Genomic DNA, 25,203 nt, shown 5'->3' on the forward strand with positions numbered 1-25,203 from the left:
ATGCCTTTGAGTTAGCTTATATTAAGACTGTTCACATACACTAACATTTTGTCGAAGGAAAGGCATCTGCCATGACATTAAAGGAACTGAAGATCGGCGAAAGTGCCGTGATCGATACAGTGGGCGGAACGGGAGAACTCCGCCAGCATTTTCTGGATATGGGGCTGATTCCCGGCGAGAAGGTCACGCTGGTGAAATTTGCCCCCATGGGAGACCCCATGGAGCTGCAGATCCACGGCTATGAGCTGACCCTGCGGCTGGACGATGCGGCACGGATCGAGATCACCCCGGCGGAAGCACCCGCAGCAGCTCCGGCACGGAAGGCTGGCCGGATGGTGGAGCACCCGGGCCTGGGCGAGGGCGGCCGCTACCACACCAAAAAGGGCGAACACCCGCTGCCGGAGGGAACGGTGCTGACGTTTGCGCTGGCCGGAAATCAAAACTGCGGCAAAACGACCCTGTTCAACCAGCTCACCGGCTCCAACCAGCATGTGGGCAACTTTCCGGGCGTGACAGTGGACCGCAAGAGCGGTGCCATCCGGGAATATCCCGATACCGAAGTCACCGACCTGCCCGGTATCTACTCCATGTCGCCCTATTCCAGCGAGGAGATCGTGACCCGCCAGTTCATCATTGGCGAAAAGCCCACGGGCATCATCAACATCGTGGATGCCACCAACATCGAGCGCAACCTGTACTTAACGATGCAGCTGATGGAGCTGGACACCCCCATGGTGCTGGCACTGAATATGATGGATGAGGTGCGCGGCAACGGCGGCACCATCAACATCAACGAGATGGAAGCGATGCTGGGCATCCCGGTGGTCCCCATTTCCGCCGCCAAGAACGAGGGCGTGGATGAGCTGGTGGATCACGCCATCCATGTGGCAAAGTATCAGGAGCGTCCGGGCCGGATGGACTTCTGCGGCGAGGATGACCACGGCGGTGCGGTTCACCGCTGCATCCACGGCATCATCCACCTCATCGAGGACCACGCCCGGGCGGCGGGGATCCCGGTGCGCTTTGCCGCCACAAAGCTGGTGGAAGGCGACCCCCGCATTGAGGAGGCCCTGAAGCTGGATCAGAACGAAAAAGAGATGATCGAGCATATCATCCTGCAGATGGAGCAGGAGCGCGGTCTGGACCGCGCCGCTGCCATTGCAGACATGCGGTTCCACTTTATCCATCAGCTGGTGAATCAGACCGTGGTAAAGCCCCACCAGAGCAAGGAGCAACTGCGCAGCGCAAGGATCGACCGCTTCCTCACCGGAAAGTACACGGCGATCCCGGCGTTCGTGGGCATCATGGCGCTGGTGTTCTATCTGACCTTCGGCGTGATCGGCGCGGGGCTGCAAGGCCTGCTGGAACTGGGCATTGAGAACCTGACGATCCTTGTGGACAATGCCCTGACGGCGTGGAACGTCAACGAAGCAGTGCATTCGCTGGTGATCGACGGCATCTTTACCGGTGTGGGCAGTGTGCTGAGCTTCCTGCCCATCATCGTGACCCTGTTCTTCTTCCTTTCCCTGCTGGAGGATACCGGCTATATGGCCCGTGTGGCCTTTGTGATGGACAAGCTGCTGCGGCGCATCGGTCTTTCGGGCCGCAGCATCGTGCCCATGCTCATCGGCTTTGGCTGCACGGTCCCCGGCGTGATGGCAAGCCGCACGCTGCCCTCGGAGCGGGACCGGAAAATGACCATCCTGCTCACGCCCTTTATGAGCTGCTCGGCCAAGCTCCCAATCTACAGCCTGTTTGCGGTGACCTTCTTCCCGGAGTACGCCGCACTGGTCGTGGTGGGCCTGTATTTCCTGGGCATCCTTGTGGGCATTGGTATGGCCTTTCTGCTCAAGGGGACGCTGTTCAAGGGCGAGGCCGTGCCCTTTGTCATGGAGCTGCCCAACTACCGCCTGCCCGGCCTGAAAAATGTGGCCCAGCTGCTCTGGGAAAAGGCCCGGGATTTCCTCGAGCGTGCCTTTACGGTCATCTTCCTGGCAACCATCATCATCTGGTTCCTGCAGAACTTTGACTTCCAGCTCAGCCTGACCGCAGACCCGCAGGAGAGCATCCTGGCCTGGATCGCCAGCGGCATCGCGCCGTTGTTCGCGCCGCTGGGCTTTGGCGACTGGCGGGTGTCCACGGCGCTGATCACCGGCTTTATGGCAAAGGAGAGCGTCGTCTCCACCCTTACCATCCTGTATGGCTCCTCTGCCGCACTGGGCGCGGCGCTCAGCCCGGCGGCAGCGGCTCCCCTGCTGGTGTTCTGCCTGCTCTACACCCCCTGCATCGCCGCTGTGGCATCGGTCAAGCGGGAGATGGGCGGCCGCTGGGCCACCGTTATGGTCGTGAACCAGTGCGTTGTGGCATGGCTTGCCGCGCTCATTGTGCGGTTCCTCGCCGTGGCGGTGCTGTGACCCTGTCCTGAAGCATATCAAAAGCCCGTACCGTGAAAATCTTCATGGTGCGGGCTTTTTGCGTTGGACAAAATATATGGATCAGTTGATTTCACGCCGCCTGCCCTTGACAACAGAGATTTCCTGTGCTAAAATACTTCAAAAATGAACAATTCAAAAAGAGAGAAAGAAGGGTGCGCAATGCGTGAGCTGAACCCCAGTGTGGAATTTGCCAACAAGACGGGCCTTGCGTACAGCACCGTCTGCAAGCCGCTGTGCCAGAAGCTGCACCTGCCGCAGACAGCGTTTGATATCCTGATGTTCCTTGCCAACAACCCCAGCTACACGACCGCCCGCGATATCGTGGAAGTGCGCCACATCAAGGCGAACCTTGTCTCGGTGAATGTGGACAAGCTGGTGCAGGAGGGCTTTCTGGAGCGCCGTCCGGTGCTGGGCGACCGCCGCAAAACGGAGCTTGCCTGCACCGAAAAGGCGCAGTCCATCATCGAACAGGGCCGCAGGATGCAGGATGATTTCATCCGCCGCCTGATGGCAGGGCTGGAGGAAGAAAAACTCGAGATATTTTTTGAAGTCATCGATACGATGAGCGAAAATCTGGATGCGATCCTAGAAGGAGAAAAATAAGATGAATCTGCTGTTTACCATCATTGTTACCTTTTTTGCCGGGATGGGCGCGGGCCTGGGCACCGGCTTTGCGGGCATGAGCGCCGCCGCGGTCATCAGCCCGATGCTCATCACCTTCCTGGGGATGGACCCCTACATGGCGGTCGGTATTGCCCTTTCCTCGGATGTGCTGGCCAGTGCGGTGTCTGCCTACACCTACCACAAAAACAAGAACCTGGATATCAAGAACGGCCTGATCATGATGGCCAGTGTGCTGCTGTTCACCGTGGTGGGCAGTTGGGTGGCAAGCCTGGTGCCTTCCACCACCATGGGCAGCTTCTCGGTGTTTATGACGTTCCTGCTGGGCATTAAATTCATCGTCAAGCCCGTTATGACCACCAAAGAAGCCATGCAGGGGGTCTCTGCTGAGAAGCGTGCCCTCCAGTCCATCGTCTGCGGCGTGGTCATCGGGATGATCTGCGGCTTTATCGGTGCCGGCGGCGGCATGATGATGCTGCTCATCCTGACCAGCGTGCTGGGTTACGAGCTCAAAACTGCCGTGGGCACCAGCGTGTTTATTATGACTTTCACCGCCCTGACCGGTGCGGTCTCCCACTTTGCCATCGGCGGCGCACCGGACTGGACCGTGTTCATCCTCTGCGTCCTGTTCACCCTGCTGTGGGCCCGCATCGCCGCTGTCTTTGCCAATAAGGCCGATGCCAAGACCCTGAACCGTGCAACCGGCATCGTTCTGGTCGTGCTGGGCATCGTGGTCATGGGCTTCAATCTTTTGACAAAATAAACTGCAAAAGAAAAGGGCCTGTCTCCCGAAATTCCTTGGAGACAGGCTCTTTTTGTTGTACTTTGGGAAATTACTTTTCTTCGATGGTGGAGTGCTCGATCACCCAGTCGGCGGCGCGGCGGATGGCCTCGCTGCGCTGCATGGCGGGGATGTTGGCGTTGGCCTTGACCTCTTCCAGCGTTTTCTTGGTGCGGTCGGCGCGCTCCTGCAGGTTCTTGGTGATCTCCTCATCGGTGGGCACCAGACCCTCGTTCTGGGCGACCTGCAGCAGAGCCATCCGGGCGCGGGTGTTCTTCTCGGCGGCGGCGTGAACGTTGGCCGTGAAGTTCTCGCGGGTCTGGTGGATCTGGCTCAGGTAGCGGTCCAGGCTCATGCGCTGCATCTGGAGCTGCTGCTGGATGTTCTGCATCTCCTGCTGGTAGGTGCTCTCCACCAGAACGCTGGGGAGCTCGCCCTCAGCGGCAGAGGCCAGCTGGGTCAGCACCTGATCCTTGGCGCGGTTCAGGGCGCTGGCGTGCTTGCCGTCGTGCAGCTGCTTGCGCACCTGCTCCCGGAACGCTTCCATGGTGTCCACCTTGCCCACCTTCTTGGCAAAATCGCTGTTCAGGGCGGGCAGCTGGCGGACGCAGACATCAATCAGCTTGATCTTAAAGACAACGGGCTTTCCGGCCAGGTCCTTGACGTGATAGCGTACCGGGAAGGTGACGTTGATCTCGAATTCCTCGCCGCCCTTGTGGCCCAGAATGCCGTCCTCAAAGCCGGGGATCATCCGGCCGCTGCCCAGCTGCAGGGTCTGGTTCTGTGCGGAACCGCCCTGGAAGGGCTTGCCGTCCAGCAGGCCCTCGTAATCGATGTGAACGATGTTGCCCTTGACAGCCGGGCCCTTGTGGGGCACCAGCTCGGCGGCAGCATTGCGGCGGCGCTCCAGCACGGCATCGATCTCTTTGTCGGTGACGGCGGGGGTCACGCACTCCACATGGAAGCCGGTGGTCTGGGTCAGGTTCAGCTCCGGCTGCAGCGGGGTGGTGGCGGTTGCCACAAAGCCCTCGTCCTTTTTAACGCTGACCAGGTCATAGCTGGGATCATCCACCGCCTTGAAGCCGTGCTCGGCCATGGCGGCCTCGTACAGGGCAGGAACATCGCGATCCATCAGGTCGTTGATGGCATCATACCAGAATGTGTGCTCGCCGCGGTCGGCCTCGATCTGAGCACGGTCGGCCTCGCCCTTGGCAAAGCCCTTGATGGTGTAGCTGGCGCGGGTGCGCTCATACACCGCATTGGATGCGGTCTCCAGCTCCTCAGCCGTTGCGCTGAAGGTCATCTTGCAGACACTCTTTTCGGGAGTTTCCACGCTTACCAGTTTCATAGGAATCCAACCTCCGTGTTGCCCCAAAAGGAGCGATTTCAAACATTAATAAAGTTATTATAGCACAAGTGGGGCAAAAGCGGTATAATAAAAGAGAGAAAAAAGTGCGAAGCGGGCGAATTTTGCCCGGCGGAGCACGAAAGGATGTGCATCGGATGCGCTTGTTTGACGTTCTCGGGCCGGTTATGATCGGCCCCTCTTCCAGCCATACAGCGGGTGCCGCCCGGATCGGCTACACGGCCCAGAAGCTTCTGGGCGAGATCCCGGCGCAGGCGGATATCGGCCTGTACGGCAGTTTTGCCACCACCGGAAAGGGACATGGCACGGATAAAGCCCTGGTCGCCGGCCTGCTTGGCCTGCGGCCCGATGACCCCCGCCTGCCCGACAGCTTTGCCCTGGCCGCAGAGCAGGGCATGGCATTCCGGATCCATCCTGTGGAATTGCGCTCTGCGCACCCCAATACCGCTGTTCTCACCCTGACAGGTCGGGAGGGCCGGGTGCTTTCCATGAAAGCCGCTTCGGTGGGCGGCGGGCGCATCCGTGTGACCGAGATCGACGGCGTGCCCGCCGATTTCGGCGGCGACAGCAACACCCTGATCATTCACAATGAGGACACCCCCGGCTGCATCGCCGAGGTGACCACCTGCCTTGCCGTGCGCAGGATCAACGTTGCATCGATGCAGGTGTTCCGCGCAGGAACCGGCGGCTATGCCGTTATGGTACTGGAGTGCGATTCCCACATCCCCCACCCGCTGGAACGGAAGCTGGCGACCCTGCCCGGCATCCTGAAGGTGACCTGCCTGAACATCGACGAGCCCGAAGAAGACGCGGAGGAATGACCATGTCCTTTTTATCCTGTGAAGAAATGTTGGCCGCTGCCCGCAGCCAGAACCTCTCCCTTGCCGAGGCCATCCTGCGCAGTGATCTGGCCGAGAGTCGTCTGACCGAAGAGGCCAGCCGCCATGCCATGCATCACCTGTGGCATGTGATGGAGGCCACCAGCCGGGAGTATGACCCTGCCCAGCGCAGCCGCAGCGGCCTGTCCGGCGGCGATGCCGCCAAGGTGGAACAGGCCCATCAGGCGGGCAGAAGCTATGGCGGGGATTACCTTGCTGAGGTGACCGCCGAAGCCCTCAAGACCGCCGAGTGCAACGCCTGTATGAAACGGATCGTTGCTGCCCCCACGGCGGGCAGCTGCGGTGTGCTCCCGGCGGTGCTGCTTCCCCTTGCCCGTGCAGGCGAGGCCGATGAAGAAGCCATCTGTGATGCCCTCTATGTGGCCGCAGGCTTCGGGCAGGTCATCGCCGCCCGGGCCACTCTGGCCGGTGCCGAGGGAGGCTGTCAGGCTGAGGTGGGAGCCGCCAGCGCCATGGCCGCCGCCGCCCTCTGCCACCTGAAGGGCGGCACGCCGGAGCAGTGCGCCGCCGCTGCCGCTATGGCACTGGGCAACCTGCTGGGCCTGGTCTGCGACCCTGTGGCCGGTCTGGTGGAGGTGCCCTGCATCAAGCGCAATGTTGTTGGTGCCGTGAACGCCGTTTCCTGCGCCAATATGGCGCTTGCGGGGGTGGATTACGCCATCCCCTGCGATGAAGTCATCGATGCCATGGGCCGCGTGGGCAGTCTGCTCTCCCCTGATCTGCGGGAGACCGGTCAGGGCGGCCTTGCCGCAACGCCGACCGGTGTCCGCATCGCCGAGCGTCTGGCAGAGGAAGCCTGAGGTTTGCGCGAAGAATTACGAAGAATACTGAAAAAACGAAAAGACGTACTTTTCTGTACGAAAAAATAAAAAACGAAAATAAAATCAAAAAATCTGCAAAAAACTGTTGACAAACCCCGCCCTGCGTGATAAAATACATCTTGTTCCGACCGGAACGTATGCGTTGGTAGCTCAGCTGGATAGAGTGACTGACTACGAATCAGTAGGCCGGGGGTTCGAGTCCCTTCCATCGCACCAGAAAATGCCGTGAAATCGAAAGATTTCATGGCTTTTTTGTTTTTCTGGCAGAGTCTGCACACTTTTGCACATCTCCTGCACACTTTACAAAAAAGCCATGAACTCTTTGCATCGCTTGCACAGCGTGTATTTCGCTGCACAAAAATTAAGCTTGTCGGGGCGAGGCCCCTCCATCTTGCTTACGCAAGACCGCTTTGTTGCTTAAAAGCCCCACTGGGGCTTTCATTGCTTCGCAAACGCAAATTTTTACGCGAAGAGCACCCGCGTCAGCTCGCGGCGCTCCTCTGCGTCCATCTGCCGGATGGCTTCAAGGATCATTTTACCCGTGATTTTTGTTGCCACCGGCGTTTTGTTTTCCGGGGGTTCCTGCGGCTTTGCACCTGCCACATCCTGCGTGTAGAAGTCGGCTTCGATCTTCTCGGTTAACTCCAACCGGGGTTTGTCCTGCGTGTGGGCGTAGGTGTCCATTAGGACGGTGGCGGTTGCATGGCCGGTGTTGCCCTGCACCGATTTGAAGTCACCGCCAGATTGCAGCAGCTGGTAGGTGGCACTGGAGTGGCGCAGACCGTGGAACACGATCTTCTCAAACTCCGGGTGCTCTGCCCGCCACATACGATACCACTTGGTCAGAACGTCCGGGGCAATGGGTAAGCCGTCTGGTAAGCGGAACAGCTGACCGCAGTTGCTGTACTTTTCCGGGGCGCTCTGCTCGTCCTGCTTCATCTTTTCCAGCCATGCCAGAAGCTCCTCTTTCAAGGGCTTGGTCATGTACAGGATGCGGTTGGACTTTTTGGTCTTAGTCCGCTTGAGGATCAGCGAGGACTTGCTCCCCTCCCGTCTGTCCGGGAAGGTGTGGTAGATCTGGGTAGGATCAATCTTGGACAAGGCGACCTTGTCGGCACGCTGCAGGGCTTTGTTCACTGAGATGGTTCCCCGTCCGTCTGCTGCATCAAAGTCGAGGTCTCCCGGCTGCAAGCCGAGGATCTCACCCTCTCGCAAGGAGAGGATCATGCTCATGTGCACCGCCAGATGCAGGGCGGGGTTTTCGATGGTCTGCAGCGCCGCCAACATGGTGCGCTCATCCCAGATGGTGCGTTCTTCGGTGTTGATCTTGGGGGCTTCACGGGGAGTAGGTGACTTGTGGATCAGATCCCAGTCAACGGCATACGAAAAGGCGGTCTTCAGGAGCGTGTGGACTTCGTGAATGGACGTGCTGGATAACAGCCGTTTCTTCTGATTTTCTGTCAGCTCCTGCTTTTCGCCGTGAACGTACTGGCCGCAAGGGGTCTGGCTCAGGGTGGCGTAGAACTGCTCAATGTCGTAGGTGCGGAGGTCTTGCACCTTCCGCTTTCCGATATACGGCACGATGAGGTTCTGCACCATCGCCACAGATTGGGTGTAGGTCTTGGGAGACCACTTGTGTTTGCTGGACTGAATGGGGATCCACTTGTACAGCATCTCCTCGACCGTCATGGTGTCGGGCACGAGGAAGGTGCCATCCAGCAGTTCCTTCTCCACCGTGATCTTGCGCTCCTGCGCTTCGGCCTTGGTCTTGAAGGTTTCCCAGCCCTTGCAGGGCTTGCCAGCATGATCTTTGTAGTTGTATCGGACGGAATACGTGTTGCCACGTTTCATAATAGATGCCATAGATGTTCCCTCCCTCAGACCGCTGCAAACCAATCATCGAAGCTCTGCTTGCTTACCCGGATGCTGGTACCAAGGCGGATCACCTTGAAATCTTTCGTGGTGTTGCACAGATTGTACGCAGCACGGTTGGAGATCGCCAACAGTTGGGCAATCTCTTCCACCCGGTAAACGAGCGGGGCGTGTCGGACGGTTTTTCTGGTCTGATCAGAAGGTTCTACGGCAGGGTTTTCGGACAATTTCATTGTAGGGGATTCGGGCGCGATTTTCAAGTCCTCACGGGTCAGTTTGGCGGAATTTTTGCGGACATTCGTCATAGGCATGTCTCCTTTGCACTTCTCCAGACCCGGTGCAGCTCCGGTTGAGCTGCACCCTTGTGGGCCGGTAAATATGTAAGGGCCTGCCGCTCCTGACCCGAAGCAGCAGCCCAAAAAAGTGCGAGAACTTGAATTTACGCGCCCCACGCGCCCCAAACCACACAAAAGTACCTTCCTGTGCTGATTTTACAGGGCGCATGGCTGAATTGTATGCGCCCTTTTGGGGCGCATCTTGCCTTCTCTCCCGCCCCGAAGGGCGTGTTGCCGCCCCGCATCCGCCCGAAAGGGCGATACGCGCCCTAAGAAAACAGCGATAACAAGTCGAAACCACTGATTTAGGGCGCGTGGGGCGGGAGAATTTCACTTTTCGTGTGTTTTATGCCGCAGCAAAGGCGGGGTGGACGCATACGCCCCGGAAGCCGCGGTACTTTCCCTCGATGTGCTTGGAAAAGGTCAGGCCATACTTCCCTGCATTTTTCAGCAGGAACTGGCTGAACTTCTTTTGCGGAACAGGCGATTCCAGATTATCCTCGCACCACTTGGTGTAGGCGCGGTAGAGATAGGTGGAGCGTTCCTCGGTGTCGGGCTTGAAGCGGACATACGCACTGGCCTGCATGAACTGGGTCAGGTTATCGCTGTCCGCCATGGCTGCTTCGAGGTTCTGGATGGAACGCTCGCTGATGGTGAACTGATAGCGGTTTGCCAGCAGACGGTGTAACCCCTCCAGCATCCACAGCAGGATGCCGGGACGCTCCTCGGATAACTCTTCGATGAGGAAGGGATTATCCACTCGGGCAGGGTCACGGTCTTTCACCGTGATGAGGATCTGTCTGCGCCAGAAGCCGTCGCTGTCATCGTGAGCGGCCACAAGGTTGCCATTGCCGAAGCAGATGAAACGAACGTACAGCAGACCTTGGACAGCCTGCTTGTTCTTCCGCTCGATGCACAAACGATCCTCGGCGGTGACGATGGACTTGATGTTCCGGGTTTCGGGCAAAGCCACCATGTTCAGGTCGTCATCGACCATGACCAGCTTGTACTCCAGATTTGCACTGGCAAAGCGGTTCGTTTCGATGCGGAGGATGGATTCGGAGTGAGAGGCTTCCCCGAACAGCTTCTTCAGCAGCAAGCCGATGCGGGATTTTCCCTCGCCGCCCTTGCCGGTCATGACCAGCATCTTCTGCGCCTTGGTAGACGGGATCAGAAGATAGCCGAGGTATTCCTGCAAGGTCAGAATGTCCTCCGGGATGAGCAGACCGTCCAGAAATTCCAGCCACTTGGTCGGTGCGGGGGCATCGGGCTGGTATTCCACGGGGAGCCGGTTCAGGCAGAGTTCCTTTTCCGGCACAAATCCCCGCTCGTCCAGAAAGTAGGTTCCGTTCTGGAGATGGATGCGGTCAAGCTGGGGTTTCCATTCAGGGGTATAGGTTTCGATACGGAGTGCGTCCAGAACCTGCTTCTCCTTCTTGGCAAGGTTGTCGAGCACAAAGTCACGGAGGTCGCTGTGGACTTCGTAGAGCAGTGCGTCCTCGTCTACCTCGCCGTTCTGGTCGAACAGCTTCTGTTTCAGGCACATCATGGGGTGTTTCTCTAAAAGGTACTGGCAGTAAGCGGTTTCACGCACTTTGCCCTTACTGTCTACCCAAGGGCATTCACATTCTTCCTCTTCTTCCAGTTCGTCCTCATCACGCCAATCTTCGTTCCTCTTTTTCCAGTCGCTCATGCAATCCCTCCCAATACTTCCGTAGCTCGTTTTCGGTCTGCGGGTCCGGGAGCACCGAACAGTCCAGATAATATTCAACGATGTCAAGGTTCTTTATCGCTTCAAGAAAGCAGGGGTGAAGTTCTTCTGTGGGTGACTGCGGTGCATATCGGACCCGCCAACGCTGCAGACAGCGGTAATAGTCCAGCAGCTGCTGCCGAACGGTGGGCGGTCTGCGGGGAGCAAGCCGCACCTTGCCGTCGGCAAGTGCCATGCCAAAGTCCTCCTTCAACTTTTCCACAGCCTTGTAGGGAGAAAGTTGAAAAAGTCTGCCGACAAAATCGATCACATCGCCATCTACCTGACAGGCGAAACAGTGGAAACGGCTGTCCACCTTCATGCTGGGGTGTTTATCCCCGTGGAAGGGGCAGCACATCATACCGTTCCGGTTTACGGCGAAGCCGTACAGCTCCGCTGCCTGCCGGGTCGAGATGGCGTTCTTTACGTCCGAAAAGACAGAGGTGCTACCCTCCGTCCCAATGGGCGGGGTACAGGCGAAAGGACGAAGCCCGGTGAGGGGCGTGGGTGAGGTTGGGTTTATTCACACATCGATCCGTCAGAGTGTTGTTCATTTGACCTCCTGCTGCGGTACGGCGTGGTTGCGCTCTTCCTTGCGGAAGAAGGCTTCCACGTTCTGTTGTGCGGTGCGGAGTTCACGCAGTTCGATCTGCGCTTTCTTGTAGCGGGTGTAGAACCCGTTTTTCTCCGAGGAAAGGGTCTGATATTCGGCATCCAGCTTTTTGAGGTCCGGCAGTGTCCTGAGCCCGTTGGCCTTGAAATAGGCGCAAGCGGCCTCGTACACGGCAAGCTCTGCACGGTGCTGCTCCTTGAACTTGGCGGAGTTCCGCACAGTCTGGAGCTTCTGTGCAAGAGGCTTGTACTGCCGATAGACCACAAGATGCCCGCGCAGCTCCTTGAGGGAGACCATGCGGGCATCCAAGTCTTTGACCACCGCCAGTGCATCGTCGTGCTGGGTTTGCAGTTCGGCAATGCGCTGGTGCAGGGCATCTTCGCTGAGTAGCTTTTTCTCCTGCAAGAGACACAGGGTCTGCGACCAGCGTTTGAGGTTGAACTTTTTCGCCCAACGCTCATAGCCGATGCCCTTGCCCGCAGCAATGTTCGCCTGAATGTCAACCAGTTTCCTGATCTTATCCGGCTTCTTCTCGCTGCTGGGCTGGATGATGGCGGCAAGCTGGATGTTCTGGGAGAGGGCGGTCAGCACCTGTTCCTTTTCCAGCTTCTTGCTCAGTTTCTTGGCGGTGATGAACTTTGTCCGACCGGGCGGGCAGTAGCTCAACCGCCCTCGGCTCTCTTTCACGGCGATGCCGTGTTCCTGCATGAGCAATGCAGAAAATTCCTCGAAGGTGGTGGTCTTGTTCAGCACAGCGTAGATCTGCTTTCGCAGCTTGTCCAGCTCGGTCTGGTAGACGGTCTGGGTGGGCTGCTGCCCTTCGGCGGCAAGTTTGGCGTTGGCATGGTCGAGGCGGCGTTGTCCGCGCCGCTGCGCCCAATACTCGCGCTCCGAAACATGGTCGCCTTGGGCTTCCAGCAAATTGATCTGGTTCAGATCGGCTTGCTTGCACATCTCCATGACAGCGACACGGAGGTGCCGGAGCATGGCAGAGGTGCAGCGGTGCTTCTTGCCCGCTTCCCAGTCGCACGGCTTGTCCATGAAGGGTTGCCGTTCCACGGTGCGGACGCGCAAGCTGCCGATGACGATGTGGACGTGGATATTCCCGGCACTGTTGTGACCGTCCGGGTGGGTGCAGACGATGGCGGGATGACCGGGGAAGTTGTCCTTGCAGAACTGCAAGCCAAGGGCTTGTGCCTTCTCCATGGTCAGGCCGTTCTCTACTGCGTCCTTCGGGTCGAAGCTCACAATGTAGTGATGGGTCTTCACGTCCTCCCGCCCGCCGTTCTTGCCGTACTTGCGGTTGGCAATCAGGCAGGCCATAGCAAACGAGGATTCGCCGCACTCAAGGGTGTCGAGCAGGTACGAATCCCGCAGCTTGGGTCTGCCCTTCTCGTCCAGAATGGGCAGACCGGTGTACTCGTTGTGCTGAAAGGTGAGATAACTTTCGGCGGCGGCATAGTTAGAGTTCTTCGAGCTTAAATGCTTGATGGTTGCCATACAGTTCACCAACCGTTTCTTCGGCTTTCAGCCGAAAGTTCGTGAGTGCGGACAGTTCCTCCAGAATTTGCGCCCGGAGCTGCTCGGTGTCTTTGCCGCCGGAGTTGAAGTGCCGTGCAAGCTGGTTGAGGTTGCTTCCCACCTTGCTGCACTGAGCAGACAAGGCGGCAAGCGCCGCCAGTGCATCCTCGCCGCCCTGCGCCACCACAACGGTGTGCTTGACGTTTACGCCGTACAGGACACGGCGGACGAGTTCGGACTGGGTGAGGTGGAGTTCTTTGCAGGCGTATGCGATCCGCAGTTTTTCTTCTGCGGTCACTCGGACTTTGATGATGTGTGTCTTTCGTTTTCGCGGCGTGTCATTGCGGTTCTTCTTTGCGTGTACGTTCGGACTTTTCATTTCAGTCATATTCGACCTCCTGTGAAAATGATAAATGCCCACTCCGGGATGGAGAGGGCTATGTAATGCGACACGCCGCTTTCGCACCAACGGTGCGAAGCTAGAGCAGGGTTTGGGGAAGGCACTCCCCAACAAGGATGACTGAGTGGACAGCAATTTTTCAAGCATTGAAAATTTGTGGCCACAGGTCGATACTTGCTTTCGCCCTTTCCGTGCAACACTGAAAATTTCAGAAGTCGAACCGCAATGCACGTTGAAAATTTTGCAGAGCAAAACGTGTGAAAAGGCAAAGCCCCTGCTCATGGTCACCGTTCACACCGAACGCAGTTCCTACCCCTGTTTTGCAGCGGCGTTGTCCGGCTCGCCCACAGAAAGCGTGAGGTCATGGCGCAGTATCTCGTTCAGACGGCTTATGTAGGATTCAAGGTACAGTATGAAGAAAGCCGGACGCAGTGCGGACACTACAACCTGCTTCTTTCAAGCACAAGAATAACACTTTACGGTTGTACAGTCAACAACCAAAAACAAATTTTGGAAGATTGAACAACTACATAAGATTTTATTTGTGAAAAAGAAAAATACCGCCCACGCAGCGCAGCGATGATTTTGTCGGGTGAAACGGCGGCAAAATAGATCGGGTGTGTTGCGGGGCGGTAAAAATCTTCATGGGGAATAAATCCTCGCCGCTCTGTACTTTTCTACAAAATTGGTGGGATTTGCGATAAAGAGTATCATGGATTGCGGAGCGCGTCAAGATGGTTTTGCAAGTTTTATTGCAGTAAAGCGGTGATAGTAGGACTTATATTTAACACACGGCAAGAAACAATTTCCGTTTCGCACATTGTAATGTTCGCAGAAAAAACTTATAATGCTTTTGAACCTGTAGGACACACAAAACGCAGAAAAGAGAGGGAATCATGAGAAAACTGTTCCTTTTGGAAGATGATCTGAGCCTGATCAGTGGGCTGACCTTTGCATTTAAGAAACAGGGCTTTGCACTGGATACAGCCCGGACGCTGGCAGAAGCCGAGGCGCTGTGGTCAGACAGAAAATATGACCTGCTGGTGCTGGATGTTTCCCTGCCGGATGGCTCTGGCTTCGATTTCTGCCAGAAGGTGCGGCGCACATCCAACGTGCCGATTCTGTTCCTGACTGCTTCGGATGAGGAAATGAATATCATCATGGGACTGGAACTGGGCGGGGATGATTACCTGACCAAGCCGTTCAAGCTGGGTGTCCTGTTGTCGCGGGTCAATGCACTGCTTCGCCGTGCAAATGCGTCCAGCGCAGGAGAACCCGTACTGGAATCGGGCAGCATCACCGTCCGGCTGTTGCAGGGGCAGGCATACAAAAACGGAATCTTGCTGGAACTGACCGGCGCAGAGTACAAGCTGCTCTGCTTCTTTATGCAGCATCCGAATGCTGTGCTATCCAAGGAACAAATTCTGGATGCACTGTGGGACTGCGATGGGGATTACATTGACAGCAGTGCCTTAACAGTGTATATCCGGCGGCTGCGGATGAAGATCGAGGACGACCCCGGCAAACCGCAGATGCTGCTGACTGTCCGCGGCATGGGCTATAAATGGAATGGGTAAAGGTGCCGTATGAAAGTATTCGCAAACCGGGAGATCCGAAATTTGTTCCAAGCCGTGCTGGCGGTCTGGGCGGTGGCATTGGCTCTCACGCAGGGCATCGTATGGCATACGACGCATGTATTTTCTTTCGCGTTACTGTTGGTTTTTCTTCTGTTGGGCGGCTGTCTCTGGGGCGTGCTTTTTCGCTATTTCCAAAGGCAGAGCGCGCTTCTGGAACAGGCAGTTCAGCAAATCCAAAGCTGTCTGGATGGCAACCCGGATGCACGACTGGACTGCGACCGGGAGGGAGAATTTTACCGTCTGTTTCACTCCGTTAATGCATTGGCGGCAGTTCTGAGCGCACACGCAGACAACGAGCAACGGGAGAAGCGTTTTTTGAAAAATACCATTGCAGATATTTCGCACCAGCTCAAAACACCGCTGGCGGCGTTGAATATCTACAACGGTCTGCTTCAGGACGAAGCTGTTTCGCCGTCGGAGGTCAAAGAGTTTGCAGACCTGTCCGAACAGGAGTTGGACCGCATCGAAACGCTGGTGCAGAATCTGCTCAAAATCACCCGGCTGGATGCCGGTTCGGTCGTCTTGGAGAAGAAAAACGAAAATGTTGCTGAAATGGTGCAGGATATCGCGCGGCAGTATCACTATCGTGCCAAGCAGGAACAGAAAAAGCTTATTCTGTCCGGCTCAGAGGCGGTTACACTTTGGTGCGACCGTGACTGGATGCAGGAAGCTGTGGACAATCTTGTAAAGAATGCCCTTGACCACACAAAGAGCGGAGATACGATTCAGGTAGAGTGGAATGCACTGCCGTCCATGGTTCAGATCAAAGTGCGCGACAACGGCAGTGGCATCCACCCGGAAGATTTGTACCATATCTTCAAACGGTTTTATCGCAGCCGCTTTTCACAGGATACACAGGGCATCGGGCTGGGTCTGCCGCTGGCAAAAGCCGTTGTGGAAGCCCATCACGGCACCATTGAAGTAGACAGCGAGCTGGGAAAGGGCACGACCTTTACTCTGAATTTTCCGATTCCTACAAAATTGTAGGCTGCGTGTAGGCTTGCAGTAAGGTTGACGTGCTATCCTTTTCTGCACAGACAGAGATCATCCGTCTGAATCGAAGGAACCTGCAAAGTGAGGGATACACTATGGAACTATTAGAAGTCAACCATCTCTGCAAGACCTACGGCAGCGGAGAAACCGCTGTCCATGCGCTGAAAGATGTTCGCTTTTCAGTGCCGAAAGGCGAATATGTGGCGGTCGTTGGCGAATCCGGCTCCGGCAAAAGCACCCTGCTCAACCTGATTGGTGGACTGGATACGCCGACTTCCGGCAAGGTGCTGATTGATGGCAAGGATGTTTTTGCCATGAAAGACCGGGAGCTGACGATCTTCCGCCGCCGCAATATCGGTTTTATCTTTCAGGCATTCAACCTCATCCCGGAACTGACCGTAGAACAGAACATCCTGTTCCCGGTGCTGCTGGACTACCAAAAGCCGGACAGGGCATATCTGGAAGAACTGCTGACCGTGCTGAATCTGAAAGACCGTCGGAAGCATCTGCCAAGTCAGCTTTCCGGTGGGCAGCAGCAACGGGTAGCCATTGGCCGCGCCCTGATGACCCGCCCTTCCCTGATTTTGGCGGATGAGCCGACCGGCAATCTGGACACCCAGAACACCAGCGAGGTCATTGCCCTGCTAAAAGAAACATCCCGGAAATACGAGCAGACCATCCTGATGATCACCCACAACCGCAGCATTGCGCAGACGGCAGACCGGGTGTTGCAGGTATCGGACGGCTGCCTGACCGATTTTGGGAGGTGCCGGGAATGAGCAGCACAGAAATGAAAAGCTATCTGAGCCTGATCCCGATTTCTGCCAAGGTACGCAGACGGCAGAACCGCATGACGATTTTGTGCATCGTCCTTGCGGTGTTTCTGGTCACGGCGGTGTTCAGTATGGCAGATATGGCGATTCGGATGGAAACCTCAAACCAGCTGAACAAAAACGGAAACTGGCATATCATGGTAAAGGATATCTCCCCTGAAACAGCCGCAGAGCTTGCCGCACAGGAGGATGTTGCTGCATTTTCGGCGTATAGCGACATCAACGCTTCCCTTACGGAAAACTACTTTGCCGGAGATAAACGTGCCGCACTGGTAGGAGCAGATGATGCAATCCTTCAAATCTTTCCGGGAATGCAGTGCAGCATTGCCCCGGCGGATGGCGAAGTGCTCGTGACAGCAAACATCCGGGATTGGCTGGATGTTACGGTCGGTACAGCGATTCCGCTGACGCTCCCGGATGGACAGACCATTTCGCTTACTGTCGCAGGTTTCAATGAGGATACCTCCGATGCGAACCAGTATGATGCTGTTGTGCTGGTGATGAACCGCAGTACATTTTCTCAGATTGCCGCACAGGTAGAAGAATCCTTTGAAACACAGTATTTCATCCAGTTCAAGCCACGTACCAATTTGCGGCAGTCCATTGTGAACATCGAAAACAAGTACGGAATTTCAGAAGAAAAAATCTCCGAAAATACTTACCTGATGGCGTTGAACGCAAGCAGCAACAACGATTATATTGTAGGCTTATATGCGGTAGCGGCTGTGTTGGCTGGCATGGTCGTCCTTGCCGGAATTTTTATGATCACAGGCAGCATCAACAGCAATGTAGCGCAGCGTACCAGCTATTATGGAATGCTGCGTTGTCTTGGGGCAGGAAAAAATCAGGTTCGGATGCTTGTCCGGCTGGAAGCTCTTTTCTGGTGTAAAACTGCTGTTCCAGCAGGATGTGTGCTGGGAATCGTTTCCACATGGGGATTGTGTTCCTTTCTGCGTAGATTTATCGGCGAGGAGTTCAGCTCTTTACCAGTGCTTGGCATCAGCCCGGTCGGTATTATCTGTGGTTCCGCGCTGGGACTTATCACGGTTTGGTTCGCGGCATCTTCTCCGGCACGGCGGGCGGCAAAAGCTTCTCCGATCACAGCAGCAACTGGGAATGCGGTGGAAAATGCAGCGGCTTCTCCGTGTCATGCTCGGTTGTTTGGAAGTCGTGCAGAGCTTTCTTTGGGCGTGAGCCATGCAATCTCATCCAAAAAGAACTTGCTTCTGATGACAGGTTCCTTTGCGTTAAGCATTCTCCTGTTTTTGAGCTTTTCGGTTTTGCTTCGATGGGTTGGATTTGCGCTGAATCCGTTGCAGTCCTACGCACCGGACTTATCGGTGGCTGAAACATCCGGGCAAAATGTCCTTGACCCGGTGCTGGTGGAGCAGCTGGAAGCTCTGCCGGAAGTCAAACACGCATTCGGGCGGATGTATTGCCCGCTCCCGGCGGAATATCAGGGAAAACAGGGGTCCATCGACCTGATTTCATACGATACGATACAGTTTGGCTGGGCGAAAAAAGACCTGATTGGCGGAACCCTTCCGCAGGAGCCGGAGGATGGCACATACCCTGTGCTGACGGTATTCGACAAAAGCAACTCCCTGACCGTGGGTGATACCATTCAGCTGGAGGATGCAAAGCTCACAGTTGTGGGTGTATTGAACGACAGCCCGTTCAGTAGTACCGATTCCCCGATTGTTATCTGCACCGAAGAAACCTTCCATCAGCTGACCGGGCAAAACCGCTATGCGGTGATCGATATTCAACTAAAAGATACCACAGCAGACGCAGCCATTGCACAAATACACACCCTGCTGAGCGACACGTTAAACAAGCAGGTTGTTTTTTCCAACCGAATCGAAGGAAATCGGATGATACAAAGCACCTACTGGGCGTTCCATCTGGTGGTCTATGCGTTTCTCATCGTGATTGCAGGAATCACCATTCTGAACATCATCAACAGCATTTCCATGAGCGTGTCGGCACGAATGAAGCAGTATGGCATCCTGCGTGCCATCGGGATGGATGATGCACAGCTGAAACGCATGATCTCTGCCGAAGCTGGCACCTATGCGGTGTCCGGTCTTGTGGTGGGCATTGCGCTGGGTCTTGTGCTGAATCGGAAGCTGTATATCCTGCTCATCACCCATTATTTCGGTGCAGCGTGGCAGATGCCGTGGGGCTGTCTTGCCGTGATTGTCGCAGTCGTGCTGGCGGCTGTGGTGCTGGCAGTATATAACCCGGTCAGGCGAATCCTCATGCAGCCCATTACTGCAACCATCAGTGAATTATAAGCCAGAACAACAGATGCCCACCAGCTTATGGCGAAAACCATAGGTCGGTGGGCATCGTGTTCTTTATAAGGGCTTAATCTTCCGGTCTGCCGTGGTCGCAGCCAAGCGACAGATAACGCTCCATCTCCCCTCTCAGCACCATCTGTGCATACTCCAAGGGCTTGTTGTAGAGCAGCCAGTCCAGCTCTGCCCGCTGTGCCGGGGTGTTGCCGTACTCATCCTCGACGGCGATGCAGTCGATGGCAAGAGTGGTGCCATCTGCGAACCGGGCTTCCACCCGGTTGGTGTCCATATTGTAGCGGCAGGAAAGCAGTTTATTCATGGTGAACCTCATTTCTATATCAAATGGTGTCTGTTCGGATGTCCTAAACCCTGCCATAGAACCGATGTGTTATGTGAGATTGTTGTCGGGACAAAACTGGAAGATTATGCGTGATAAATACCGTTGAAATCCAGCTTTTGGGGCTGTGCGAAACAGCCTGTTTTGCCGGGCTGATTTTGGCTCTGCACACTTTTGCACATTTTCTGCACATCGCAAGGATGGATAACAGGTGCAAAGACGTGCAAGCAATGCAAAGAATGCAATAGAATAACAACAGCAAAATAACGGTGATTCGATTAAAATAACGTTTTAACGTCAAATGATGAAATGGACAAAATGTGCCATTCGGTTCCTACGAATCAGTAGGCCGGGGGTTCGAGTCCCTTCCATCGCACCAGAAAATGCCGTGAAATCGAAAGATTTCATGGCTTTTTTGTTTTGTAAGCCACGGCTGCACGGTTTCTGCACGGTTTTTGCACGGTCGGTGTTATCCATGTCCGATTATGTAGGGCGCTGTATTGCATTGCAATCAGTGCCCTTTTTTGCATCAGGTGAGCAGGGCTAAGCGGAGTTTTGCCTTCATTTCCGGGTCGGCATCCTTGAGCAATTCCAAAAGAGCCGTCATGGAGATGGTGGGGTCGCCTGCGGCGGGTACAGCCTGCGGGCTGGGGGTGTCGGGCTTGGCATAGAAGCCGCTTTCAAACTTTTTGCCCAGCTCCACACGGGAGGACTGCTGGATGTGCGCGTAGGTGTTCACCAGCATATCCGCACTGGCGTGTCCTGTGGTTCCCTGCACCGCCTTGATGTCGCCGCCGGAGATCATCAGTTGGTAGGTGGCACTGGAATGCCGCAGACCGTGAAAGACGATGTGTGGAAACTCCGGGTGCGCGTCCTGCCATTTCAGGAACTTTTTGCGGATGAGCACCGGCTCCACCGCCAGACCGTTGGGCAGCCGCAGTAGTATCCCACTGTTGCGGTACCGCTCCAGGTCGAGGGCTTCTTCCCTTTTCAGCCGTTCTAGCCACTGCTTCAGCTCCTCCCGCAGGGCAGCGGTCATAAAGATGGTGCGGCAGGAGACCTCGGTCTTGGTGTCTTTCAGGATGAGGGAGGTCTTGCTGCCCTCCAGCTTGTCCGGGAAGATGCGGAGGATGCAGCCCTTGTCCACCTGTGCCAGCGTGTCCTTCCGCACCCGCTGCATGGACTTGTTGATACGGAAGGTTCCGATGCCATCTGCTGCATCAAAATCAAGATCCTCCGGGGTCAGACCCACGATCTCGCCCTCTCGCAGTGCGCCCACCAGTGTGAGGTGGACTGCCAGATGCAGGATGGGGTCCTCCATGCTGTCCAGAGCCGCCCGCATTTCCTTTACCGTCCAGATGGTGCGCTCCTGCGTGGACTTCTTGGGGCTGTCCACGGGAACAGGACTTTTGACGAGAATGCCCCATTCCACGGCATACTGGAACGCAGTACCCAGCAGCCGATGCACCTCGTGGATGGTGGTGCCGGAAAGAAACCGCTGCTTTTGCTTTTCGGTGAGCTCCTGCTTCTTTCCCTCGATATACGAACCGCAGGGCGTTTTGCTCAGGGTCGTGTAGAGGTTCTCCATGTGGTAGGGCTTGAGCTTCTGCATCTCCATGCTGCCGATATAGGGGATAATCAGGTTCTGGATGGTAGATAGATTGGATTCGTAGGTCTTGGGTGCCCACTTGTGTTTGCTGCATTGCTTGGGCAGCCAGTCCATGAGGAACTCTGCCACCGTCACCGAGGACGGAATCAGGAATGTGCCAGCGGCCAGTTCATGTTCGATCTGCTTCTTTCGGTTCGTTGCCTCCTCTTTGGTGGGAAAGCTCTCCCATTTGTCGCAGCTCTTGCCGTGCTCGTCCTGATAGGTGTAGCGGACACTGTAAGAACTGCCGCGTTTCGTGATATATGCCATAGATTTGCCTCCTTATCAAGCTGCCCGGTGGAGCCACGCATCGAAGCTGTCTTTCGGGATGCGGATGCTTCCGCCTGCCCGCAGGACACGGAACTCGGTGGTGCTGTTGCACAGGTTATAGGCAGAGCGCAGGCTGATGGCCAGCATTCGTGCGATCTCTTCCACCGTGTACACCAGCTTCGTGGTTGCTGGGCTGTCAGTCGGAGACTTGACGGCATTGGTTTGAGTGACCACCTCCATTGTAGCCGGATCAGAGTCCGACTGCAAGAACTTTTTCGTATAATCTAAAGATTTCACATTCTCGTACATTTTATTACACATAAGCATTGCTCCTTACTTATCGTGGCGCATCGCAGGCTCCTGCGTGCGGTTCTCATAAAAACGAATGACCTCCGGCGGAATGCTGTCCAGCGTTTTCAGGGCAGCTTCATAGTCCTGCCGCAGCTTGGCATCCTCCAGACGCTTCAAGACGCTCCCTTCCTTCGCTTTGTCCAGCGAGGCAGAGAGCGTCTTGTTTTTCTTTTTCAGTTGTCTGTTTTCGATAGCCGTCTCCGTAAAAGCGACCTGATAGCGGTTCAGCTCGGTGCGCATTTTGGACACTGCCGGGATATAGCTGTCCAGCACCTTGCTGATCTCCGCCGCACGGCTCTTGCCGTTGAAGGGGGTGATGCCCACCAGCAGAGCATCCAGCTGCTCCTTCTGCTTGGTCAGTTGGGTCATCTCCTTGAAGATGCGGGGCGGGATGTGCTCCAGTCCGGTCTGGCTGGCACTTTCGCCACGCTCCAGCTCCGGGTACTGCTTGACCATGTGCTGCCAGAACTCGTCCTGCCACTTCACAAGATTCTTGCGGTTGCCGACGATTTCCTTGGCGCTCAACCGTCCATCAGCAGTCAGCGGCACAAAGCAGAGGTGCAGGTGGGACGTTTTCTCGTCCATGTGGACAACAGCCGAGATGAAGGTTTTGGAATCCTGCTTGCTTCTCAGGAACTCCAAGGCGTACTCGAAATACGCCTTGATCTCGCTGCGCGACTTGCCCTTGAAAAACTCCGGGCTGACGGTGACAAGAGCCTCCACCACCCGCACGCTGTCCTTGCGGACACGGCAGTGGGCGGCAGCTATCATGCGGTCGGCTTCTTCCCGGTACCTGCCCTGCGGCTGCACCAGATGGAGGTTGTAGCGGCTCCGGCTCACATCAATATCCGGGTTGCTGGCGTACTGCTCCTTGGTGCGCTCGTTGTGGGCTTCGATGGGGCTGATGGCAGGCCCCTTGTACTTTTTGAACCTTAAAATGCCATATTGGGCTTTCATAGACCACGCTCCTTCTTGGGGTGTACAAAAAATCTGTACGGACTTCAAATAACCTGTACGGTTCGTACGGCGTGCAGAAATTCAAAATACAAACGATAACACGTTTTAATTTGATTCTGCTTGCCGTACGGGTGCGTACGGGTACAGACCGTACAGGTTGTACGAACTTCTTCCGTAAAAAAATGCACTTTTTACGGACAGGGGTGGACAAGCGGCTCGATGCCCACAAAGCCACGCACCCTGCGGCCACCGGGCAGGTAGATGTTGTTGGTGGCTTCAAGGTTATAGCGGCGGTCATTCTGGCGCAGCTCTGCGCTGAAGCGGATGGCCGATACGCTGTGGCAGGCGTTGTCCTCGCACCACTGCTTGTAAATGTCGTAGAACTCCTTGGAACTGATGGAGTAGTCCGCCTTGAAACGGAAGTAGCCCTCGGACTCCATGAAGTCGATGACATTGTTGCTGCTGCGCTTGATGGTGTCCACATTGGCAGCGGCACGTTCGCTGACGGTAAAGCGGAAGTTGTTCTGCACCAGCCGGTGTAGCCCTTCCAGACACCACAGCAGAATGCCCTCCAACTCGGCGCACATCTTCTCGACCAGAAATGGGTCGTCCGTGCGGTCGGCGGGCTTGTCCTTGGTGGTCAGGATGAGCTGACGGCGAAAGAAGCCGTCCGAATGGTCATACAGCGAGGTCAACGCACCGTTGCCGAAGCAGAGAAACCGGGCGTAGATGTCCCGCTGGTAGCTCTGGACACCTTTGCGCTCCAAGTCCAGCTTGGCTTCGGCGGTCACGATGGTCTTGATATAGTTGGTCTTGGGCAGGGCGTTCATGTCCATGTCGTCGTCGATCATCAGCAGGCGGCGTTCCAGATCGGCACGGGCAAAGCGATTGTTCTCCACTTTCTGGACGCTGCCGTTGCTGGCGGCATCTCCCATGAGCCGCTTGAGCACCAGCCCAATGCGGGATTTGCCCTCGCCGCCCTTGCCAACGATGAGCATCATCTTCTGGCCTTTGGTGCTGGGGATCAGGCAGTAGCCCAGATATTCCTGCAAGGTAGGAATGTCGGCATCGTCCAGCAGTTCGTGCAGGAAGGTCAGCCAGCGGTCAGGGGTGGGGGCTTTTGGGGCATACTTCACAGGCAGGCGGTTCTGGCAGAACAGGCGGCTCTCCTGAAAGGTGCCGTCCGGCAGATGGTACACGCCGTTCTGGAGGTGGATGCAGTCCTGTTCGATGGGGAACGGGTCGGAAAAGGCCAGCAGTTTGATGGTCTCCAGAATGTTGGTGACCTTTTTGGACAGGCCGGAGGTGACATATTCCTCGATGTTCTCCAAGATGCGCTGCTTGATCTCGCTCTCGTCCTCCACCGGACCGTCCAGCGTGTACAGCGTACCGTTGACGCATTTCAGCGGCCACTGTTCCAGAAAGGCACGTCCAAACTGGACTTCGTCAATTTTCTTGCCGTTGTACCAGTCCGGCCATAAGGGGTTGCGGGAAATGTTTTTCTTCATAGGGTGGTTCTCCTTTAGAAAAGTGAAGTGGTGGGTCTCACGGTGAGACCCACCACTTCGGGTGAATAAATTATCAGGCACACTTTGCCAGAGCAAGGCGGTCGGTGCGCTCCTCAAGCATCAGCAGGTACGACCCGGACAGCAGCTGTGCGGCGGCAGCGGCCTTCTGCTGGGGCGTCCCAAATGCAACGCAGTCCGTCAGGTGCTCGATGGTCTCGGTCATGTGGAGGGCTTCCACGAACCGCTCGTCCAGCGGTTCTTCCGGGCTGGCGGGCTTGTAACGCTCTCGCCAGTCGTGCAGCAGGTCGAGATAATCGGTCAGCACCCGCAGGCAGTAGGCGATGTCTGCCCACTGCTCGTCCGTCAGGCCACGCCTTGGCGGCGTCAGGGCGATGGCATTGGCGGGCGGTTTGTCCGGGTCAAGCCCGAAGTCGTGTATCAGCTTCTCGGCGGCTTGCCGGGGGTTCAGGTCGAACAGCTTGGCGGTGAGGTCGATGGCATCTCCATTGGCCCCACAGCCAAAACAGTAATAATAGGTGTCGTTCAGCTTCATGCTGGGGTCGCTGTCAGAATGGAACGGACAGCACACCATGCCATGGCGGTCGGGCTCCATGCCGTACATCTCTCCCACCTGCCGAACGGTGATGGCGGACTTGATCTTTTGATATAAACTCAAAATTTCTCCTTTGGTCAAAGGTTTTGGTACGAATCAATTTGATCCCTGCCACGTTCAAAGCCGGTCTCCCTTGCTGCCTCCCGACAGGAAATCTTTTTGGACTCTGTGTCGGCCCCATGCAGGGCGCTCGCTCCCCCGATGGGAGGTCTTGGCGGTCTGGGCAGTTCGGACGGTCATTCTGTTCTCAAGGTTCGGTTATATGATTCGGGAGGGCTTTTACGGGAAGCCCTTAATATGTTCGCTGCTGGGGAGTGATATGTTTTCCTTCTGTCTATAGGA

The 25,203-nt window shown here is 56.1% G+C and carries 22 protein-coding genes and 1 tRNA gene; 10 read left to right on the forward strand and 13 right to left on the reverse strand.

Translation table 11 applies throughout. The features are described 5' to 3' along the window. Nucleotides 1-71 precede the first annotated feature (71 nt). From feoB to MTP40_RS00170, 3 genes are all read left to right on the forward strand, one after another. Nucleotides 72-2,414: a ferrous iron transport protein B gene (gene feoB / locus MTP40_RS00160; protein ID WP_249259617.1), complete on the forward strand. Its 2,343-nt coding sequence runs from the start codon at nt 72-74 to the stop codon at nt 2,412-2,414. A 180-nt stretch (nt 2,415-2,594) separates the two neighbouring features. Further along, nucleotides 2,595-3,038: a MarR family winged helix-turn-helix transcriptional regulator gene (locus MTP40_RS00165; protein ID WP_243139821.1), complete on the forward strand. Its 444-nt coding sequence runs from the start codon at nt 2,595-2,597 to the stop codon at nt 3,036-3,038. Nucleotide 3,039: 1 nt separating this feature from the next. Continuing rightward, complete coding sequence (locus MTP40_RS00170) at nt 3,040-3,819, forward strand: sulfite exporter TauE/SafE family protein (RefSeq protein ID WP_249259618.1); 780 nt, start codon at nt 3,040-3,042, stop codon at nt 3,817-3,819. Nucleotides 3,820-3,889: 70 nt separating this feature from the next. On the opposite strand, the gene tig is transcribed toward MTP40_RS00170, so the two are convergent. Continuing rightward, a complete protein-coding gene (tig, locus tag MTP40_RS00175; RefSeq protein ID WP_156068539.1) occupies nt 3,890-5,185 on the reverse strand; it encodes a trigger factor in 1,296 nt (431 codons plus the stop codon). Between the two features lie 155 nt (nt 5,186-5,340). Between tig and sdaAB the strand changes: the two genes are divergently transcribed. From sdaAB to MTP40_RS00190, 3 genes are all read left to right on the forward strand, one after another. Then, nucleotides 5,341-6,024: an L-serine ammonia-lyase, iron-sulfur-dependent subunit beta gene (gene sdaAB, locus MTP40_RS00180; protein WP_117476624.1), complete on the forward strand. Its 684-nt coding sequence runs from the start codon at nt 5,341-5,343 to the stop codon at nt 6,022-6,024. Between the two features lie 2 nt (nt 6,025-6,026). After that, nucleotides 6,027-6,902, forward strand: a complete 876-nt coding sequence (gene sdaAA / locus MTP40_RS00185; RefSeq protein ID WP_117534311.1) for an L-serine ammonia-lyase, iron-sulfur-dependent, subunit alpha — start codon at nt 6,027-6,029, stop codon at nt 6,900-6,902. Between the two features lie 160 nt (nt 6,903-7,062). Next, nucleotides 7,063-7,139, forward strand: a tRNA-Arg gene (locus tag MTP40_RS00190). A 246-nt stretch (nt 7,140-7,385) separates the two neighbouring features. Here MTP40_RS00190 and MTP40_RS00195 read toward each other — a convergent pair. The 6 genes from MTP40_RS00195 to MTP40_RS00220 form a co-directional block, all read right to left on the reverse strand. Continuing rightward, nucleotides 7,386-8,786, reverse strand: a complete 1,401-nt coding sequence (locus MTP40_RS00195) for a site-specific integrase (RefSeq protein WP_156062345.1) — start codon at nt 8,784-8,786, stop codon at nt 7,386-7,388. 14 nt (nt 8,787-8,800) lie between these two features. Further along, nucleotides 8,801-9,106: a helix-turn-helix domain-containing protein gene (locus MTP40_RS00200; RefSeq protein WP_154265843.1), complete on the reverse strand. Its 306-nt coding sequence runs from the start codon at nt 9,104-9,106 to the stop codon at nt 8,801-8,803. Between the two features lie 370 nt (nt 9,107-9,476). Continuing rightward, nucleotides 9,477-10,823 (reverse strand): DNA primase family protein, encoded by a 1,347-nt coding sequence (locus MTP40_RS00205; RefSeq protein WP_112092014.1) that lies wholly within the window; start codon nt 10,821-10,823, stop codon nt 9,477-9,479. Next, on the reverse strand, nt 10,786-11,241 hold the full coding sequence (locus MTP40_RS00210; protein WP_249257687.1) for a CHC2 zinc finger domain-containing protein: 456 nt from the start codon (nt 11,239-11,241) through the stop codon (nt 10,786-10,788). The genes MTP40_RS00205 and MTP40_RS00210 overlap by 38 nt, the downstream gene beginning before the upstream one ends. Before the next feature lie 189 nt (nt 11,242-11,430). Continuing rightward, a complete protein-coding gene (locus tag MTP40_RS00215) occupies nt 11,431-12,993 on the reverse strand; it encodes a relaxase/mobilization nuclease domain-containing protein (protein ID WP_249257688.1) in 1,563 nt (520 codons plus the stop codon). Next, a complete protein-coding gene (locus MTP40_RS00220) occupies nt 12,956-13,402 on the reverse strand; it encodes a plasmid mobilization protein (protein ID WP_177802469.1) in 447 nt (148 codons plus the stop codon). The genes MTP40_RS00215 and MTP40_RS00220 overlap by 38 nt, the downstream gene beginning before the upstream one ends. Before the next feature lie 908 nt (nt 13,403-14,310). On the opposite strand from MTP40_RS00220, the gene MTP40_RS00225 reads away from it, so the two are divergent. The 4 genes from MTP40_RS00225 (at nt 14,311) to MTP40_RS00240 (ending at nt 19,174) form a co-directional block, all read left to right on the forward strand. After that, entirely contained in the window at nt 14,311-14,991 is a 681-nt protein-coding gene (locus MTP40_RS00225; protein WP_249257689.1) for a response regulator transcription factor, read from the forward strand. Between the two features lie 9 nt (nt 14,992-15,000). Further along, a complete protein-coding gene (locus tag MTP40_RS00230) occupies nt 15,001-16,038 on the forward strand; it encodes a sensor histidine kinase (protein WP_249257690.1) in 1,038 nt (345 codons plus the stop codon). Nucleotides 16,039-16,139: 101 nt separating this feature from the next. Further along, complete coding sequence (locus MTP40_RS00235; protein ID WP_112091974.1) at nt 16,140-16,823, forward strand: ABC transporter ATP-binding protein; 684 nt, start codon at nt 16,140-16,142, stop codon at nt 16,821-16,823. Then, nucleotides 16,820-19,174 (forward strand): ABC transporter permease, encoded by a 2,355-nt coding sequence (locus MTP40_RS00240; RefSeq protein ID WP_249257691.1) that lies wholly within the window; start codon nt 16,820-16,822, stop codon nt 19,172-19,174. Before MTP40_RS00235 ends, MTP40_RS00240 begins: the two co-directional genes overlap by 4 nt. A 73-nt stretch (nt 19,175-19,247) precedes the next feature. Here MTP40_RS00240 and MTP40_RS00245 read toward each other — a convergent pair whose 3' ends face one another. From MTP40_RS00245 to MTP40_RS00270, 6 genes are all read right to left on the reverse strand, one after another. Beyond that, nucleotides 19,248-19,496: a DUF6061 family protein gene (locus tag MTP40_RS00245; RefSeq protein WP_249257692.1), complete on the reverse strand. Its 249-nt coding sequence runs from the start codon at nt 19,494-19,496 to the stop codon at nt 19,248-19,250. 547 nt (nt 19,497-20,043) lie between these two features. Beyond that, nucleotides 20,044-21,432: a site-specific integrase gene (locus MTP40_RS00250; protein WP_249259620.1), complete on the reverse strand. Its 1,389-nt coding sequence runs from the start codon at nt 21,430-21,432 to the stop codon at nt 20,044-20,046. A 15-nt stretch (nt 21,433-21,447) separates the two neighbouring features. Next, nucleotides 21,448-21,741 carry a helix-turn-helix domain-containing protein gene (locus MTP40_RS00255; RefSeq protein ID WP_112146647.1) on the reverse strand — a complete coding sequence of 98 codons (294 nt, stop codon included), beginning with the start codon at nt 21,739-21,741 and terminating at the stop codon, nt 21,448-21,450. A gap of 24 nt (nt 21,742-21,765) precedes the next feature. Next, nucleotides 21,766-22,740 carry a MobV family relaxase gene (gene mobV, locus MTP40_RS00260; RefSeq protein ID WP_158401143.1) on the reverse strand — a complete coding sequence of 325 codons (975 nt, stop codon included), beginning with the start codon at nt 22,738-22,740 and terminating at the stop codon, nt 21,766-21,768. A 191-nt stretch (nt 22,741-22,931) separates the two neighbouring features. Then, nucleotides 22,932-24,248: a DNA primase family protein gene (locus MTP40_RS00265; RefSeq protein ID WP_207686962.1), complete on the reverse strand. Its 1,317-nt coding sequence runs from the start codon at nt 24,246-24,248 to the stop codon at nt 22,932-22,934. Nucleotides 24,249-24,321: 73 nt separating this feature from the next. Next, complete coding sequence (locus MTP40_RS00270) at nt 24,322-24,924, reverse strand: CHC2 zinc finger domain-containing protein (protein WP_249259621.1); 603 nt, start codon at nt 24,922-24,924, stop codon at nt 24,322-24,324. Nucleotides 24,925-25,203 lie beyond the last annotated feature (279 nt).

It is taken from the genome of Faecalibacterium sp. IP-3-29, from assembly GCF_023347335.1.
GTDB lineage: Bacteria > Bacillota > Clostridia > Oscillospirales > Ruminococcaceae > Faecalibacterium > Faecalibacterium duncaniae.

Excerpts from the sequence above, each read along its gene's own strand:
- MTP40_RS00265 (WP_207686962.1), bottom strand. The coding sequence starts at position 24,248 with ATGAAGAAAAACATTTCCCGCAACCCCTTATGGCCGGACTGGTACAAC.
- MTP40_RS00195 (WP_156062345.1), bottom strand. The coding sequence starts at position 8,786 with ATGGCATCTATTATGAAACGTGGCAACACGTATTCCGTCCGATACAAC.
- MTP40_RS00200 (WP_154265843.1), bottom strand. The coding sequence starts at position 9,106 with ATGCCTATGACGAATGTCCGCAAAAATTCCGCCAAACTGACCCGTGAG.
- MTP40_RS00230 (WP_249257690.1), top strand. The coding sequence starts at position 15,001 with ATGAAAGTATTCGCAAACCGGGAGATCCGAAATTTGTTCCAAGCCGTG.
- tig (WP_156068539.1), bottom strand. The coding sequence starts at position 5,185 with ATGAAACTGGTAAGCGTGGAAACTCCCGAAAAGAGTGTCTGCAAGATG.
- MTP40_RS00255 (WP_112146647.1), bottom strand. The coding sequence starts at position 21,741 with ATGTACGAGAATGTGAAATCTTTAGATTATACGAAAAAGTTCTTGCAG.
- MTP40_RS00215 (WP_249257688.1), bottom strand. The coding sequence starts at position 12,993 with ATGGCAACCATCAAGCATTTAAGCTCGAAGAACTCTAACTATGCCGCC.
- mobV (WP_158401143.1), bottom strand. The coding sequence starts at position 22,740 with ATGAAAGCCCAATATGGCATTTTAAGGTTCAAAAAGTACAAGGGGCCT.
- MTP40_RS00210 (WP_249257687.1), bottom strand. The coding sequence starts at position 11,241 with ATGATGTGCTGCCCCTTCCACGGGGATAAACACCCCAGCATGAAGGTG.
- MTP40_RS00170 (WP_249259618.1), top strand. The coding sequence starts at position 3,040 with ATGAATCTGCTGTTTACCATCATTGTTACCTTTTTTGCCGGGATGGGC.
- MTP40_RS00240 (WP_249257691.1), top strand. The coding sequence starts at position 16,820 with ATGAGCAGCACAGAAATGAAAAGCTATCTGAGCCTGATCCCGATTTCT.
- MTP40_RS00165 (WP_243139821.1), top strand. The coding sequence starts at position 2,595 with ATGCGTGAGCTGAACCCCAGTGTGGAATTTGCCAACAAGACGGGCCTT.
- MTP40_RS00205 (WP_112092014.1), bottom strand. The coding sequence starts at position 10,823 with ATGAGCGACTGGAAAAAGAGGAACGAAGATTGGCGTGATGAGGACGAA.
- MTP40_RS00245 (WP_249257692.1), bottom strand. The coding sequence starts at position 19,496 with ATGAATAAACTGCTTTCCTGCCGCTACAATATGGACACCAACCGGGTG.
- MTP40_RS00235 (WP_112091974.1), top strand. The coding sequence starts at position 16,140 with ATGGAACTATTAGAAGTCAACCATCTCTGCAAGACCTACGGCAGCGGA.
- MTP40_RS00225 (WP_249257689.1), top strand. The coding sequence starts at position 14,311 with ATGAGAAAACTGTTCCTTTTGGAAGATGATCTGAGCCTGATCAGTGGG.
- MTP40_RS00220 (WP_177802469.1), bottom strand. The coding sequence starts at position 13,402 with ATGACTGAAATGAAAAGTCCGAACGTACACGCAAAGAAGAACCGCAAT.
- MTP40_RS00250 (WP_249259620.1), bottom strand. The coding sequence starts at position 21,432 with ATGGCATATATCACGAAACGCGGCAGTTCTTACAGTGTCCGCTACACC.
- feoB (WP_249259617.1), top strand. The coding sequence starts at position 72 with ATGACATTAAAGGAACTGAAGATCGGCGAAAGTGCCGTGATCGATACA.
- sdaAA (WP_117534311.1), top strand. The coding sequence starts at position 6,027 with ATGTCCTTTTTATCCTGTGAAGAAATGTTGGCCGCTGCCCGCAGCCAG.
- sdaAB (WP_117476624.1), top strand. The coding sequence starts at position 5,341 with ATGCGCTTGTTTGACGTTCTCGGGCCGGTTATGATCGGCCCCTCTTCC.